Here is a 14,014-nt window from a genome sequence, read left to right as displayed (position 1 = left end):
GCGCCGGCTGCTGGCCTACCACTGGCCGGGCAACCTGCGGCAACTGGAGAACGTGGCGCGGCTGGTCGGGGTGCTGGCCGCGGGTGAGCCCAGCATAGGTGTGCAGCACCTGCCAGAAGACCTGCAAGGCCAGCCGGTCGCGGCGCCGCGCTCGCTTTCAGAAGCCACCCACGACGTGATCGAACGCGCCTTGCTGGCCCATGAGGGCAATGTCAGTGCTGCCGCCAAGGCGCTGGGTATTTCCCGTACCACCATGTACAAGCGCCTGGGTTCGCGCTAGCACTCAGGCCGGGCAGCGCATCTGCGCCAGCCAGTACGGCACATCCACCTCGTCGATCTGCTCGGCACGCAGGAACTGCTCGGCATACTGGCGGTACACTCCGGTGCTGAGGAACACCTCCAGCAGTTGCCCGTCGATGTGCCGGTCACGGGCCATGAACACCAGGATCTTCACCGATTCGGACAACGTCTTCGGCGGCTTGTAAGGCCGGTCGGCCGCCGTCAGTGCTTCAAATATGTCGGCAATGGCCATTACCCGCTCGGCAATGCCCAGGTCATGCTCACCCAGCCGGCGTGGGTAGCCGCTACCATCCAGCTTTTCATGGTGGTTGCCGGCGATGGCCGGTACGCGTCTCATCTGACGTGGAAACGGCAGCGAGCTGAGCATGATGATGGTTTGCACGATGTGCTCGTTGATCTTGAAACGCTCCTCGTCATTCAGCGTGCCACGCCGGATCGACAGGTTATACAGCTCACCGTGGTTGCTGGCGTGGGCTGGCAGGCGCATGTCGAAGCCCCATCGGTTACACGGGTCGCCCTTGGTCACCGGGGGTTTGCGCTCGCCCCAGGGCACACGATGCTCGGGGCGGTCGGCCAGCAGCGGTTCTTCTACCGGCAGCGCGGGTTGCGGTACGCCGGTATAGCGCTGCGCCTCATCGCGGGAGATGCCCAGGCGGTTGTCGAAGTGGCGCTGCCAGCGCTGCTGGCTGATCTGCTGCAGGCGTTCGATATCGGCATCCTGCATGGACTCGCCGCCGATGTTGGCCTGGGCGACAAAGGCGAAGTCATCCTGCAGCTGGGCCTGGCTATGGACTAGCGCGGCTTGCAGCACCTGCGGGTCGGCGCCGCTGGCCAGGCCTCGCCAGTAGGCCAGCTCGGCATCACGCCACAGCACTTCAAAACGCATGCGTACTTCATGAATACGGTTGTACAGGGTCTCCAGCTTGGTCGGCTTGTCCACCACGTACTCAGGGCTGGTGACCTTGCCGCAGTCGTGCAGCCAGGCCGCTACGCGAAATTCGTAGCGTTCGGCTTCAGTCATGCTGAAGCTGGCATAGGGGCCGCTGTCGGCATTCACCACCTGGTCCAGCAGCATCTGCGCCAGTTGCGGCACACGCTCGCAGTGGCCGCCGGTATAGGGACTTTTGGCATCGATGGCGTCGGCCAGCAACTTGATCATGGCATCCATCAGGCGTTGCTGGGCTTCGGCAAGCTGGCGTGTCTCGATGGCCACTGCCGCCACGCCAGAAAGCTCTTCGACAAATTGCCGGAACGGTTGGCCCAGCTGGTCGCGCGCCTGCGCCTCATCCAGCTGCAGCACCAGAATGCCCAGCAGCGCCTGGCTACGGTCTTTCAGCACCACGGCCTGGCTGCGCTCGTCCAGGCCGAGGGCCTGCGTCACCGCAGCGGCCAGCGTGCGCCGGGCACCTTCATCCACGGCAAGCTCTCCGGGGTATTGCTCACCCCGGCAGGCGGCGGCCAGGCGCAGCAGCGTGTGCTCGGCGTCGAACAAATACACCACACCGGCCTCGACCCCGGCAGCGTGCACCAGGTGATCCAGGACGCCGTCGAGCATACGCGCCAGGTCGCGCTCGCGGCTGAGCGTGAGGGTAATGGCCTGGAAACCGCGAATGGTGCCGGCCATGCGGCTCAATACATGGCTCAGCTCTCGTACTTCGGACACCTGCGATTTCACCCCCACTTCGCGGCTGAAATCAAAGCTGGCCAAGCCCTGCACCTGTTCAGCCAGCACCTTCAGCGGGCGGACGATACGCCGGCCGAGCACACCGCCAAGCACCAGCAGCACGGCCATCAACGCCAAGGTCCAGAGCAACTGCTCGAACAACACCTTGCGCGCACCGGCCAGCAGCTCATGGCCCGGCACGGCAATCAACACCTGCAGATCCTGCCCGGCCAGGCTGGTCAGCGGAATGCGCATGCCATACCAGGTCTGGCCGTCCACCTGGTATGGCTGTGCCTGCGTGCCTGACGGCAGGTCAGCGTACAGGTGCTGCAGGCTTGCGATGTCCAGCTCGCTGAGTCGCGACAGGCGCACGCCCTGCCCTTCATGCACGATCACCCGCTGCAAGTCCGGGTAGGCCACAACATTGCCCTGGTCGTCGAGCACGGCAATTTCGGTGCCGGGGGTGATGCGCAAGCCCTGGGTTTCGCTGGCCAGGTCGTTGACCGAAACATCCATGCCGATCACCGTTTCTCCGTCAACGCTGCGCTGCGCCAGGGTCACGCCTATTTCGCGGGTAGTGAAGAACACGTACGGCGGCGTCAGCACAGTGGCGGGCTGCGCACTGGCTTCGGCGAACCACGGGCGTGTGCGCGGGTCGTAGCGGTATTCGGGTTTGGCCTGGGCCTGCAACAGGTTCAACGCCTGGTCGTAGTAGCGCCACTCGCCCTGCACCACCCCGCCCTCGCCACGGCTGACACGCTGCACCAGAAACGCCGTGCCCGGCGGCGCGGCGAAACGCTGCAGCAGCTGCGGGTCACGCAGCCGGCGCACCAACAGGAAATCGCCGCTGGGGTAGCCCATGTAGGCGGCACTGAGCATGCGGTTGGCATTTAGCGTTTCGACCAGTTGCGGCAGCCTATCCAGGCGCTGCGCCTGGGTATGCGCAGCAGGGTTGTGGGCAAGCAGGCGGATGCTGCTTTGCACCGGGTCGATCAGGCGCCGGGCGCGTTCGTCGATGGTCTTGCCCACCTGCTGGGCTGTATCGCCGGCGGCGGCTACCAGGGTCTGGCGGATACCGCGATAACCCTGCCAGGCCAGGGCGGCACCCAGCAGCATGCCCAGCACGATGGCCAACGCCACCAGCCATTGCAGTGAAATGCCACGCCCGGTCCTACCGGTATCACGCCCCGTCGACACGCAGCCCATCCCAGGTACTCCATGTGAGGCAAATTGAGGGAGCAGCCAGAACGATCATGCGGGCCGAAGCCATTCGCAGGCAGCGAGATGGGCCGAATGGTGGCCAATAGCCCCGGTCCATCTTGGCAGGAGTGTAGAGTGCGGCGCGGGGTTCTGCCGGGTTGGCAGAAAAAATTAACGTGGCTGGTCACAATGCCCTCAGGTAGACGCCCGCTGCTCCAGCATCACCAGCGTGCCGACATCACCTTGCAGCGCCTGCGCCGGCCATTTCGCGGGTAAATCACGATCGGCAAGGTTCATGTCGATTGGCTCGTTCGAAGAATGAAAAAGGTGGGGCCGGACCGCGCCCCACCTGAGGTGAGTCAGCGTTTGGCCTGCAGGGCCTTTTCGCGGATCTGACTGAGGGTCATGCGCGGGGTCAGGGCTTCAGGGTCGACCTGCACCTCGATCAGCGCCGGCTTGCCGGACGCCTGGCAACGCTCGAAGGCGGCGGCGAAGTCCTCAGTGCGAGTGACCGTTTCACCGTGCAGCCCATAGGCGCGCGCCAGGGCGGCAAAGTCCGGATTATGCAGTTCGGTGCCAGACACCCGGCCCGGGTAAGTACGCTCCTGGTGCATGCGGATGGTGCCGTACATGCCGTTGTTGACCACCACCGTGATCACCCGGGCGTCGTAGTGCGCCGCCGTGGCCAGCTCCTGGCCATTCATCAGGAAGCAACCGTCGCCGGCAAACGCCACTACCGTGCGCTGCGGGTAGGTCAACTTGGCTGCTACTGCTGCCGGCACGCCGTACCCCATGGATCCGTTGGTAGGCCCGAGCAGCGTACGGAATACGCGGTGCTGGTAGCCACGGTGCACCCAACCGGTGTAGTTACCAGCACCGCAGGTAAGGATGCTATCGGCCGGCAAGGTCTTGTTCAGCCAGGCGATCACTTCGCTCATCTGCACATCACCCGGCGAACGCGGAGTTTCGAAGTTGCCCCGGTAGCCGCTGTTCAGGCTGGCGACCCAGTCGGTGAACGCCGCCGGGCGCACGGTGGGCAAGGTGGCGGCCTGGTTCAGGAAGCTCGCCGGGCCGGCATTGATGCCCAGGGTCGGTTGGTAGACGCGGCCAATTTCTTCGGTGCTGGCGTGCACATGCACCAGTGCCTGTTTTGGTGTCGGGATGTCGACCAGCGCGTAACCGCCCGTGGTCATTTCGCCCAGACGTGCGCCTACCACGATCAATAAGTCAGATCGCTTCACTGCATCGACCAATACCGGGCCGGCAGCCAGGCCAAGGTCGCCGGCATAGTGCGGGTCGGTGTTGTCGAACAGGTCCTGGCAGCGGAATGACGCTGCCAGCGGCAAATGCTGCGCCTGCACGAAGCGCTTCAGGTCGGCCACCGCCTGGGCGTTCCAACCACCGCCACCGGCAATTACCAGTGGCCGCTTGGCCTTGGCCAGCAGCGCCTGCAGTTCGCCCAGCGCCTGCGGTGCCGGGGCGGCTTCGACACGCTGGGCCGGACGGGCATCGGCTACCTGTACCACGTCCGTCAGCATGTCTTCCGGCAAGGCGATCACCACAGGCCCAGGGCGGCCGCTGATGGCGCGCTGGAAGGCCTGGTTGACCAGTTCGGGAATGCGTGCGGCATCGTCGATCTGCACCACCCACTTGGCCATCTGGCCGAACATGCGCCGGTAGTCCACTTCCTGGAAGGCTTCGCGTTCGATCTGGTCGCGGGCCACCTGGCCGATGAACAGCAGCATCGGCGTGGAGTCCTGGAAGGCGGTGTGCACGCCCACAGAGGCGTTGGTGGCGCCTGGGCCACGGGTAACGAAGCAGATGCCCGGCTTGCCGGTCAACTTGCCGTAGGCCTCGGCCATGTAGGCGGCACCACCCTCCTGGCGACAGACGATGAGGTCGATTTCGTCCTGCACATCATGCAGCGCATCGAGCACCGCCAGGTAGCTTTCACCCGGCACACAGAACGCACGCTCGACACCATTCACCCGCAGGGCATCGACCAGTACCTGGCCGCCACTGCGCTTCACTTCGGAGTTGCTCATTGTTGTTCTCCCTCAGGCGCTGCGGTCAGATAACCGAGTCTTCCAGGAACGGCTTGTTGTCGATCACCCGCTGGTAGCTCAGCGCGCCCAGGTCGAGCGAGCGGTAGCCGCCATAGGTGATAAGCTCGGACAGCCCGCGGCCAATGGCCGGTGCCTGCTGCAGGCCGTGCCCGCTGAAGCCGTTGCAGAACAGGAAGTTGCTCACTTCGTTATGCGGGCCCACGATGGCGTTGTGGTCGAGCACACAGAAGTCGTAGTGCCCGGCCCAATAGTTGACCACTTTGATGCCCTCGAACGCGGGCACCCGCTCGGCAAGAATCGGCCACACCTCTTCGTCAAACTCCTCGTGCAACACGTCGAAGTCTTCAAAGTCCACTTTCGGGTCGTTTTTGGGGTAGGTGCCGCCCAGGTAGAACTTGCCTTCGGGGCGGAAGAACACCCCGGTCGGGTCGATGGTCAGTGGCACGGTGCCTTCCAGCGGGGTACGGCAGTCGAACACGAACAGCGAGCGGCGCCGTGGCTCGACCGGAATATCCAGGCCCGCCATGCGCGCGACCTTGGTGCCGCGAGTACCGGCACAGTTCACCAACAGGCCGCAGCCGATACGCTCGCCGCTGGCCAGTTGAACGCCGGTAATGCGATCACCTTCGCGCTGGATACCCGCCACCTCGTTCTCGATGTACTCGATGCCCATGGAACGCGCCTTGCGGCGGAAGCCGTTGAGCATGCCAAGGCTGTCGAACCAGCCTTCTCCACTCTGGCCATAACTGGCGCCAGCGAGGCGGTCGATGTTCACCCAGGGAAACTTGCGCTGGAGCTGCTCGGGGTCGAGCAGGTGCACATCCGCGCCGTGAGACACCTGGGTATCGTGCAGGCGGCGCAGCACTTCATAGCCCTTGTCGTCGCCAAGGAACAGGTAGCCATTCTCGTGAAAGGCCAGATCCGGGCGGTCGCCATCCACTTCCATCACGTCGGGGAAGTTGCGCACGAATTCGGCGCCGAACCTGGAGATTTCAATGTTGATCGGGTTGGAAAACTGCTGACGGATCGAACTGCTGGACAACGCGGTGGCCGACTTGTTGTAGGTCCAGTCGCGCTCGATGACCAGCACCGCCCCCTTGAAGTCCGGGTTGTTGGCCAGGAAGTAGGCGGTGGCGCTGCCGTTGACCGCGCCGCCGACGATCACCACATCGTAATTTTGTTGTTTAGCGGTGGAAGCCATGGAATTAGCTCTCTTCTGATGTGGGCGTTACTTCGGGTCTTCGAAATGGCCGGCGCCGGCGAAGTTGCCGCCGTGGTAGCGTGCAGCGGGTTCATTCGGGTGCAGTGGCGGGTGCTCGGCCAGGACCTTGTCGCGGTAGTCGTCGGCGCTGTCCTTGGGCACATAGCCGATCGATGAGGCCAGGCGGTTGTCCCACAGGCTTTCGCGGTTGGCCGACATGCCATAGACGATCATGTGTCCGACCCGTGGCGCCAACAGTGAGCGCTCGGTGAGCTGGGCGAAGTCGTCGAACGATAGCCAGGTGGCGAGCATGCGCCGGTCCAGCGGCTCGGGGAACGACGAGCCGATGCGCAGGTTGACCGACTCGATGGCGAACTTGTCCCAGTAGTAGCGGCCCAGGTCTTCGGCAAAGCACTTGCTGACGCCATACAGGCTGTCGGGGCGATGCGCGGCGGTGGCATCGATGGTCTCGGTGCGGTCATAGAAGCCGATGGCGTGGTTGGAGCTGGTGTACACCACACGCTTCACACCGTTGCGCCGCGCGGCTTCGTAAATGTTGTAGGTGCCGACGATGTTGCCGTTGAGGATTTTCTCGAAGGTGTCCTCCACCGGTACGCCACCGGCATGCACGATGGCGTCAACCCCTTCGGGCAGCGGCAGCACATCGTTGAAGTTGGCCAGGTCGCAGCGCACCAACTGTTCATGGGGCGCAGCGTGGCCCATGTCGGCGATGTCGGTCAGGCGCAACTCGTCGGCGAAGGCGGCCAGGTGCTTGCGCAGCACGCTGCCCAGGCGCCCGGCGGCGCCGGTGATCAGCAGGCGTTTGAAAGGCTTGCTCATGTGTTACCTCGATTGCTTGATGGGCTCAGGACAGCGCCGCGAACGCGTCGCGCAACTGCCCCAGGGCTTGTTCCAGTTCCTGCCGCGACGTGGCGAACGACAGACGAATGTAGGGCTCCAGGCCAAACGCCGAGCCCGGCACGGTCGCGACTTTGCCGACACGCAACAGGTAGGCCGACAGGTCGGCGTCATTGCCAATGACCTGGCCATCCGGGGTGCGCTTGCCGATGAAGGCACTGACCTCGGGGAAGGCATAGAACGCGCCCTGCGGCATCTGCAGCTGCAAGCCCGGGATCTGCGCCAAGCCTTGCACCACCAGCGCGCCACGCGCCTGGTATTCACGGTTGGCCTCCCGCACGAAGTCCTGCGGCCCGTTCAGCGCCGCCACGGCGGCCAGCTGCGAAATGCTCGACGGGCAGGTGGTGGTCTGTGACTGGGTCTTGTTCATGGCCACGACCAGGTCTTTCGGCCCGGCGGCGTAACCCAGGCGGTAGCCGGTCATGGCATACGCCTTGGACACGCCGTTGATCAGCAAGGTGCGCTCACGCAGTTGCGGGCAAGCAGTGACGAACGACACGAACGGCTGATCGCCCAGCACGATGTGCTCGTAGATCTCGTCGGAGATGATCAGCACGTTCGGGTGGCGCGCCAGCACCTTGCCCAACGCGGCGAACTCTTCACGGGTGAAGATCGCCCCGCTCGGGTTGTTCGGCGAGTTGAGCATCACCCAGCGTGTGCGCGGGGTAATGGCCGCTTCCAGCTGCTCGGGCTTGAGCTTGAACCCCTGCTCGGCGCCGCAAGGGATAACCTTGGGCACACCGTCGTTGAGCATGGCCATGTCGGTGTACGACACCCAGTACGGCGCCGGGGTGATGACCTCGTCGCCAGGTTCGAGCGTGGCCAGAAAGGCGTTGAACAACAGCTGCTTGGCACCGTTGCCTACGCAGATTTCGTCCAGGCCGTAGACCAGGTCGTTTTCCCGGGCAAACTTGTCGACGATGGCCTGGCGCAACACCTTCAGACCGTTGGGCCCGGTGTAGTGGTTGTTACCCGCAAGCATCGCCTGGTAGGCGGCTTCGATCACGTGGGCCGGTACGTTGTAATCCGGCTCGCCGAGTGCCAGGTTGATGACCGGTTCGCCCTTGGCCAGCATCTGCTTGGCCAGTACCGACACGGCCATGCTTGGCGAGCTTTTTACCGCGCGCACGCGGCTGCTTTGCACGTCCATCCTCTAGCGCTCCTGAGCGGCGTCAAAGCCGTAGTCGTTACGTGCCTGCTCGGCGCTGATGTAACCGGCACGTACATCGCGCTCAACCTGCTTGCGGTCGCGCTGGCGCGGGTCGCCATAACCACCGCCCCCGGGCAGGCGCAGCACCAGGCGGCGCTCAGCGGGTACGAATTGCTGGCCTTTGCCGCGCAGCACGCTGCCGTCATCCAGGCCAACGAAGCCTTGGGCGCCCTCCTTGCCACCCTCCAGGCCGCGTGCCGGGTACTGGATACGGTCGAACATGGCACTGAAGCGCAAGCTGTAGCCTTCGGCCGCCGACACTTCGATTTCCTGGCCCAGGCCACCGCGCAACTGGCCAGCACCACCGGAGCCTTCACGCAGTTCCTTGCGCCATACCACGACCGGGCCGGCGTGTTCGGTGGCTTCCACCGGCATGGTGTGTACGCCGCTGGGGAACGCCGTGGCGCTCAGGCCATCCATCGTCGAGCGGGCACCCATGCCGCCGCTGTTGAACATCAGCATCTCGGCATTGCGGCCGTTGGGGTTGCTCTCCAGCGGACGCACGCTCAGGTGCAGGTTCCACAGGGCGCTGGCACCCTCGGCCGGCACTTTGCCTGGCAGGCACTTGTGCAGCGCGCCGAGCACCAGGTCGGGCACGAAATGGCCCAGCACATGGCGCACCGACACCGGCGCCGGGTGCTTGGCATTGAGGATGCAGCCTTCAGGCGCGGTGACTTCGAAGGGCGCCAGCGAAGCGGTGTTGTTCGGGATTTCCGGTGCGACGATGCACTTGAGGCCATAGCAGGCATAAGCCTTGGCGTAGCCCAGCGGCACGTTGATGCCGAACTGGCTCATGCCCGAAGTGCCGGTAAAGTCGCTCTTGATACCGTCGGGGCCAACAGTGATGGTGACCGCCAGGGTTACCGGCACATCGTAGCCGTCGAGGGTCATGCTGTTGCTGTAGGTGCCGTGGGGCAGCGACTTGAAGCACTCCAGGGTAGCGCGACGGCTGTGTTCGAGGATGAACCCGCCGATGTACTCCAGGTCGTCCAGCTTGAACTCTTCGAGCATGTCCAGCAGGCGCTTGTGGCCAGTTTCGTTGCACGCCGACAACGCATAGAAGTCGCCCACTACCCGGTCGTTCTCACGCACGTTGTTGCGCAGGATGTTGATCAGGTCGCGGTTGACCTTGCCGCGCTCGAACAACTTCATGATCGGAATGAACAGGCCTTCTTCGTACACTTCGCGGGCATCGGGGCCGAAGCCCCGGCCACCGATATCGACCACGTGGGCAGTACTGGCGAAATAGCCGATCAGCTTGCCCTTGTAGAAGGACGGCGAAACGATGGTGATGTCATGCAGGTGGCCAGTGCCCTTCCACGGGTCGTTGGTCACGTAGACATCGCCTTCGAAAATGTTGTCCTCGCCGATGTCATTGATGAAGTGCACCACCGCCTCGGCCATGGTGTTCACATGGCCAGGGGTGCCGGTGACAGCCTGGGCCAGCATGTTGCCGGCGCGGTCGAACACCCCGGCGGACAGGTCGCCGGCTTCGCGCACACTGGTGGAGAAGGCCGTGCGAATCAGGGTCAGGGCCTGCTCTTCGACCACCGAGACCAGGCGGTTCCACATCACCTGCATTTGAATGTCGATCAACGTATCGCTCATGGTTCTGGCTTCCGAATTCAGGCGTTAGCGGCGCACGACCAGCAGGCAGCCGTCTGGCTGGACCGTGGCGGTGAAATTGGAGGTGACGAAGGTCGAGGTTTCGCGCTCGACGATGACCGCCGGGCCGTCGACACGGGCACCGACTTGCAGCTCTTCGCGTGGGTGGATGCCGGCTTCGACAAAACCACCGGCGGCCACGTCGAACACCTGGCGGCGGGAAATTTCATGGGCGCGGTAGGCGGCGCCCACTTCCTCAATCTGCGTGACGGGTGGCAGGGGCGAACTGGCCTTGACCGACCAGCTGACGATCTCGATGTCCGGCCCTTCGATGGGGCGGCCAAAGAAGCGGGTGTAGGCTGCTTCGAAACGGGCCTTGAACTCTAGCGTGTCGGCAGCGCTGAAGGCTTTGAATGGCAAGGCAACCGGGATTTCCCAGCCCTGGCCCACATAACGCATGAACGCGGTGCAGTCCATTTCCGGCTCACCGATCGGCATGCCCTGGCGGAGAAAGCCCAGCGATTCGGCTTTCATCTCGTCGATCAGGTCATTGACCTGCGCGGCCTCGAACTCGGACAAGCGTACGAACGCACTGCGTACGGCCTCGTAACCGAATGGCGCACGCAGGAAGCCGATCGCCGAGCCCACGCCAGCACCCGCCGGGACGATAAAGCGTGCCACACCCATCTTCTCGCACAGCCGTGCAGCGTGCAGCGGGCCGCCACCGCCAAAGGTGATCATGGTGTAGTCGGCAATGTCCTTGCCGCTTTCCACCGCATGCACACGGCCGGCGTTGGCCATGTTCTCGTCAACCACTTCGCACACGCCAAACGCTGCGGTGACGGCCTGCATGCCCAACGGCTGGCCGATGACCCGGGCCATGGCGTTGGCCGCGTTGTCGGTGGACAAACGCAGCGCGCCACCGGCGAAGTTGTCTGCATCCAGGCGGCCGAGCAGCAGGTTGGCGTCGGTGATGGTCGGCTCCAGGCCACCACGGCCGTAACAGGCCGGGCCAGGCTCGGAGGCCGCACTGTGCGGGCCCACGCGGATCTGGCGCATGCTGTCGATGCTGGCGATGGAGCCGCCGCCAGCACCGATTTCGACCATTTCCACCACCGGGATGGAAATCGGCATGCCGCTGCCCTTCTTGAAGCGGTAGGTACGGGCAACCTCGAAGGTTTTCGCGGTTTTCGGTACCTGGTCGTCGATCAGGCAGATTTTCGCCGTGGTGCCACCCATGTCGAACGACAGCACGTTCTCCAGCTGGTAGCGGCGGGCGATGTCGGCCGCAAAGATGGCGCCACCAGCCGGGCCGGACTCCACCAGACGGACCGGGAACTCAGCGGCGCTTTGCACCGAGATGATGCCACCACCGGAGTGAATCATGAACACCGGGCAATGGGCGCCTTCCTGTTTGAGGGTCACCACCAGGCGGTCCAGGTAAGACTTGATCAGCGGTTTGACGTAAGCATTGGCACACACGGTGTTGAAGCGCTCGAACTCACGCATCTGCGGCGAGACTTCGCTGGAAATGGAAATCGACAACTGCGGCAGTCGCGCCTGCAGGGCATCGCGCAACTGGCGTTCGTGAGCACCGTTGACGTAGCTGTGAATGAAGCCAATGGCCACGCTTTCGTAGTTGCCTTCGGCAATGCGCTCGACCAGGGCATCGATCTCGGCCTGCGCAGGGGCGATCAGCACCTGGCCTTTGACATTCAGGCGCTCACGCAGGGTGTAGCGGTGTTCACGATCGATCAGTGGCGGCGGCAAGGCGATGTTGATGTCGTACTGCTCGAAACGATTTTCGGTGCGCATTTCCAGTGTGTCCCGGAAGCCTTCGGTAGTGATGAAGGCGGTGCGCGCGCCACGGCGCTCGATCAGGGCGTTGGTGGCCAAGGTGGTGCCATGGATCAACTGGTCGATGTCCGACAGGGCCAGGCCCGCCTGCTCCACCACCTGGCGCACGCCGGTGAGGATGGCCCGTTCAGGCAGCTCGTAGTCGGTCAGGATCTTGGTCGAATGCAGCACGCCATTCACGTCCAGCGCGATATCGGTGAAGGTGCCGCCTATGTCCACGCCGACCCGGCATGATGTCGCAGTCATCGTCATATCCCCTGCAATGCTTTGTAGTTGTCTCGACCGGCTGAAGCAGTCTTGATGTAAGTTATATGTTGTCTTACATGTGGTCAAGCACCTATTTACTCAAATCTGCATTGCCTGTACCGGCCTCTTCGCGGGCGTGCCCGCGAAGAGGCCGGTACAGGCGATAGAACCGTCGGATCAACCCGCGGTCTTGACCATCCGCCCGCCCCCCACCGCCTGCGCTGTGGGGAACACTTCCAACCGCGAGACATCCACCTGCCGCGGCATCTTTAGCGCCGCCAGCAATAGCTGGGCGATATCTTCCGGCTGGATCGACTCATAACCGTCATACAGTTCACTGCCCGCCGCCTGCATGCCCATGGCGGTCTTGTACAGCTGGGTCTGCACCCGGCCCGGGGCTATCTCGGTCACCCGTACGCCACTGCCCAGCAGGTCGCAGCGCAAGGCATCGCAGAACAGGCTAACCCCGGCCTTGGACGCGCCGTACACCGCTGCGCCCGGGTGCGGCGCTCGGCCAGCACTGGAGCCAATGAAGAACAGGTGCCCCCTGCCCCGCTCGACCATACCTGGCAGCACCTGGCGCGCCAGGTGTAACGGCGCCTTGAGGTTGATGTCGAGCATGTTGTCGATTTCGGCGTCGTCGATGTCCTGGAATGCAGCCCGGGTGGACAGAATGCCCGCGTTGTTGACCAGCACATCCACCGCTTGCCCTTCCAGCGCGGCAGCCAGCGAACCGTAATCACGCACATCCGCCTGCAAGGTGGTCACACCCGGCTCGCCAGCCAGCTCGGCCAACGCCTCAGCGCTGCGCCCCACGGCAATCACTTGCAGGCCGGCATCACGCAGCGCCAGGACGATGGCCTTGCCGATACCGCTGGTAGCCCCGGTCACCAGCGCGCACTGGTAGCCCTCGGGAAATGCGACTTCAGGCATAGATGTAGCCCCCGCTGACAATCACGTTTTCACCGGTGGCGTAGCTGTTGCGGCTGCTGCCCATCATCACGATCCACTCGGCGATTTCTGCCGGTTCCGCAGCACGGCCCAGCGGGTTGGCTGCCGCCAGCTCGCCGAGGAAGCCCAGCTGCTTGGCGCGCTCGGTGGCAAAACCGGCCGGGGCTACCGAGTTGACCAGGATCTGGTCCTTGGCACAGGCCTGGGCAAACGATTTGGTCAGGCTTACCACCGCTGCCTTGGTGGCGGCATAGTGGGCGTTTTGCGGGTGGGCCTTGAAGGCGTCCACCGACGTCACGTTGACGATACGCCCGGTCACCGCCGGGGCCGCCACGTACTGCTGCATGTGGCGCACTGCGGCGACCATCATGTGGTAGGTGCCCTTGATGTTGACGGCGTTCTCCAGGTCCCACTCGTCGTCAGTGATCTCGAAGATGTCCTTACGCGGGTAGATGGCCGCACTGTTGACCAGGCAATGCACCCGCCCCAAGCCTTCGACGATCTGGGCGAAGGCTGCATGGGCGGTGTCCTTGCGGGCAATGTCGCCTACCGCGATTACCACGTCTACACCCTGCCCGCGCAGCTCTTCTGCAGCTTGTACCAGCAATTGCTCGTTGCGGTCGATCAGGCCGATTTTGCCGGCACCACGTTCTACCATCAGCCGAGCTGTTTCCAGGCCCAGACCCGAGGCACCACCTACGATCACCACCGTTTGATTTTCCACAGAACACCTCCGCGATTGAGTCTTTACGTAAGATGCCTGTTGTCTTACATTTGGTCAAACATCAATTCGCCGA

The 14,014-nt window shown here is 63.8% G+C and carries 10 protein-coding genes; 1 reads left to right on the top strand and 9 read right to left on the bottom strand.

From position 1 onward, the window contains the following. Nucleotides 1–52 precede the first annotated feature (52 nt). On the top strand, nucleotides 53–280 hold the full coding sequence (locus D8767_RS29200; RefSeq protein ID WP_256127568.1) for a helix-turn-helix domain-containing protein: 228 nt from the start codon (nucleotides 53–55) through the stop codon (nucleotides 278–280). Between the two features lie 3 nt (nucleotides 281–283). Here the strand turns inward: D8767_RS29200 and D8767_RS12815 are convergent, their stop codons facing one another. The 9 genes from D8767_RS12815 to D8767_RS12775 form a co-directional block, all read right to left on the bottom strand. Then, nucleotides 284–3,169, bottom strand: coding sequence for an HD domain-containing phosphohydrolase (locus tag D8767_RS12815; RefSeq protein WP_121757681.1), 2,886 nt, complete (start codon nucleotides 3,167–3,169; stop codon nucleotides 284–286). 353 nt (nucleotides 3,170–3,522) lie between these two features. Continuing rightward, nucleotides 3,523–5,208 (bottom strand): thiamine pyrophosphate-binding protein, encoded by a 1,686-nt coding sequence (locus tag D8767_RS12810; protein WP_016711098.1) that lies wholly within the window; start codon nucleotides 5,206–5,208, stop codon nucleotides 3,523–3,525. A 25-nt stretch (nucleotides 5,209–5,233) separates the two neighbouring features. Continuing rightward, nucleotides 5,234–6,430 carry an FAD-binding oxidoreductase gene (locus tag D8767_RS12805; RefSeq protein ID WP_016711099.1) on the bottom strand — a complete coding sequence of 399 codons (1,197 nt, stop codon included), beginning with the start codon at nucleotides 6,428–6,430 and terminating at the stop codon, nucleotides 5,234–5,236. A 27-nt stretch (nucleotides 6,431–6,457) separates the two neighbouring features. Further along, on the bottom strand, nucleotides 6,458–7,270 hold the full coding sequence (locus D8767_RS12800) for an NAD(P)-dependent oxidoreductase (protein WP_016711100.1): 813 nt from the start codon (nucleotides 7,268–7,270) through the stop codon (nucleotides 6,458–6,460). A gap of 25 nt (nucleotides 7,271–7,295) precedes the next feature. Then, nucleotides 7,296–8,498, bottom strand: coding sequence for a pyridoxal phosphate-dependent aminotransferase (locus tag D8767_RS12795; protein WP_016711101.1), 1,203 nt, complete (start codon nucleotides 8,496–8,498; stop codon nucleotides 7,296–7,298). Between the two features lie 3 nt (nucleotides 8,499–8,501). Then, the gene (locus tag D8767_RS12790; protein WP_016711102.1) at nucleotides 8,502–10,166 is read right to left on the bottom strand and encodes a hydantoinase B/oxoprolinase family protein; all 1,665 of its coding nucleotides are present in this window, start codon (nucleotides 10,164–10,166) and stop codon (nucleotides 8,502–8,504) included. Nucleotides 10,167–10,190: 24 nt separating this feature from the next. After that, nucleotides 10,191–12,266, bottom strand: a complete 2,076-nt coding sequence (locus tag D8767_RS12785; protein ID WP_085985027.1) for a hydantoinase/oxoprolinase family protein — start codon at nucleotides 12,264–12,266, stop codon at nucleotides 10,191–10,193. Between the two features lie 177 nt (nucleotides 12,267–12,443). Then, on the bottom strand, nucleotides 12,444–13,199 hold the full coding sequence (locus D8767_RS12780) for an SDR family oxidoreductase (protein WP_016711104.1): 756 nt from the start codon (nucleotides 13,197–13,199) through the stop codon (nucleotides 12,444–12,446). Next, the gene (locus tag D8767_RS12775) at nucleotides 13,192–13,941 is read right to left on the bottom strand and encodes an SDR family NAD(P)-dependent oxidoreductase (protein ID WP_016711105.1); all 750 of its coding nucleotides are present in this window, start codon (nucleotides 13,939–13,941) and stop codon (nucleotides 13,192–13,194) included. The genes D8767_RS12780 and D8767_RS12775 overlap by 8 nt, the downstream gene beginning before the upstream one ends. Nucleotides 13,942–14,014: the final 73 nt, after the last annotated feature.

It is taken from the genome of Pseudomonas sp. LTGT-11-2Z, from assembly GCF_003691445.1.
Classification (GTDB): Bacteria; Pseudomonadota; Gammaproteobacteria; order Pseudomonadales; family Pseudomonadaceae; genus Aquipseudomonas; species Aquipseudomonas monteilii.
This window is presented reverse-complemented; position numbering and strand designations above follow the sequence as displayed.

What these genes read in the sequence shown, in the direction of transcription:
- D8767_RS12815 (WP_121757681.1), bottom strand. Translation starts at nt 3,169, where the DNA reads ATGGGCTGCGTGTCGACGGGGCGTGATACCGGTAGGACCGGGCGTGGC.
- D8767_RS12810 (WP_016711098.1), bottom strand. Translation starts at nt 5,208, where the DNA reads ATGAGCAACTCCGAAGTGAAGCGCAGTGGCGGCCAGGTACTGGTCGAT.
- D8767_RS12805 (WP_016711099.1), bottom strand. Translation starts at nt 6,430, where the DNA reads ATGGCTTCCACCGCTAAACAACAAAATTACGATGTGGTGATCGTCGGC.
- D8767_RS12800 (WP_016711100.1), bottom strand. Translation starts at nt 7,270, where the DNA reads ATGAGCAAGCCTTTCAAACGCCTGCTGATCACCGGCGCCGCCGGGCGC.
- D8767_RS12795 (WP_016711101.1), bottom strand. Translation starts at nt 8,498, where the DNA reads ATGGACGTGCAAAGCAGCCGCGTGCGCGCGGTAAAAAGCTCGCCAAGC.
- D8767_RS12790 (WP_016711102.1), bottom strand. Translation starts at nt 10,166, where the DNA reads ATGAGCGATACGTTGATCGACATTCAAATGCAGGTGATGTGGAACCGC.
- D8767_RS12785 (WP_085985027.1), bottom strand. Translation starts at nt 12,266, where the DNA reads ATGACTGCGACATCATGCCGGGTCGGCGTGGACATAGGCGGCACCTTC.
- D8767_RS12780 (WP_016711104.1), bottom strand. Translation starts at nt 13,199, where the DNA reads ATGCCTGAAGTCGCATTTCCCGAGGGCTACCAGTGCGCGCTGGTGACC.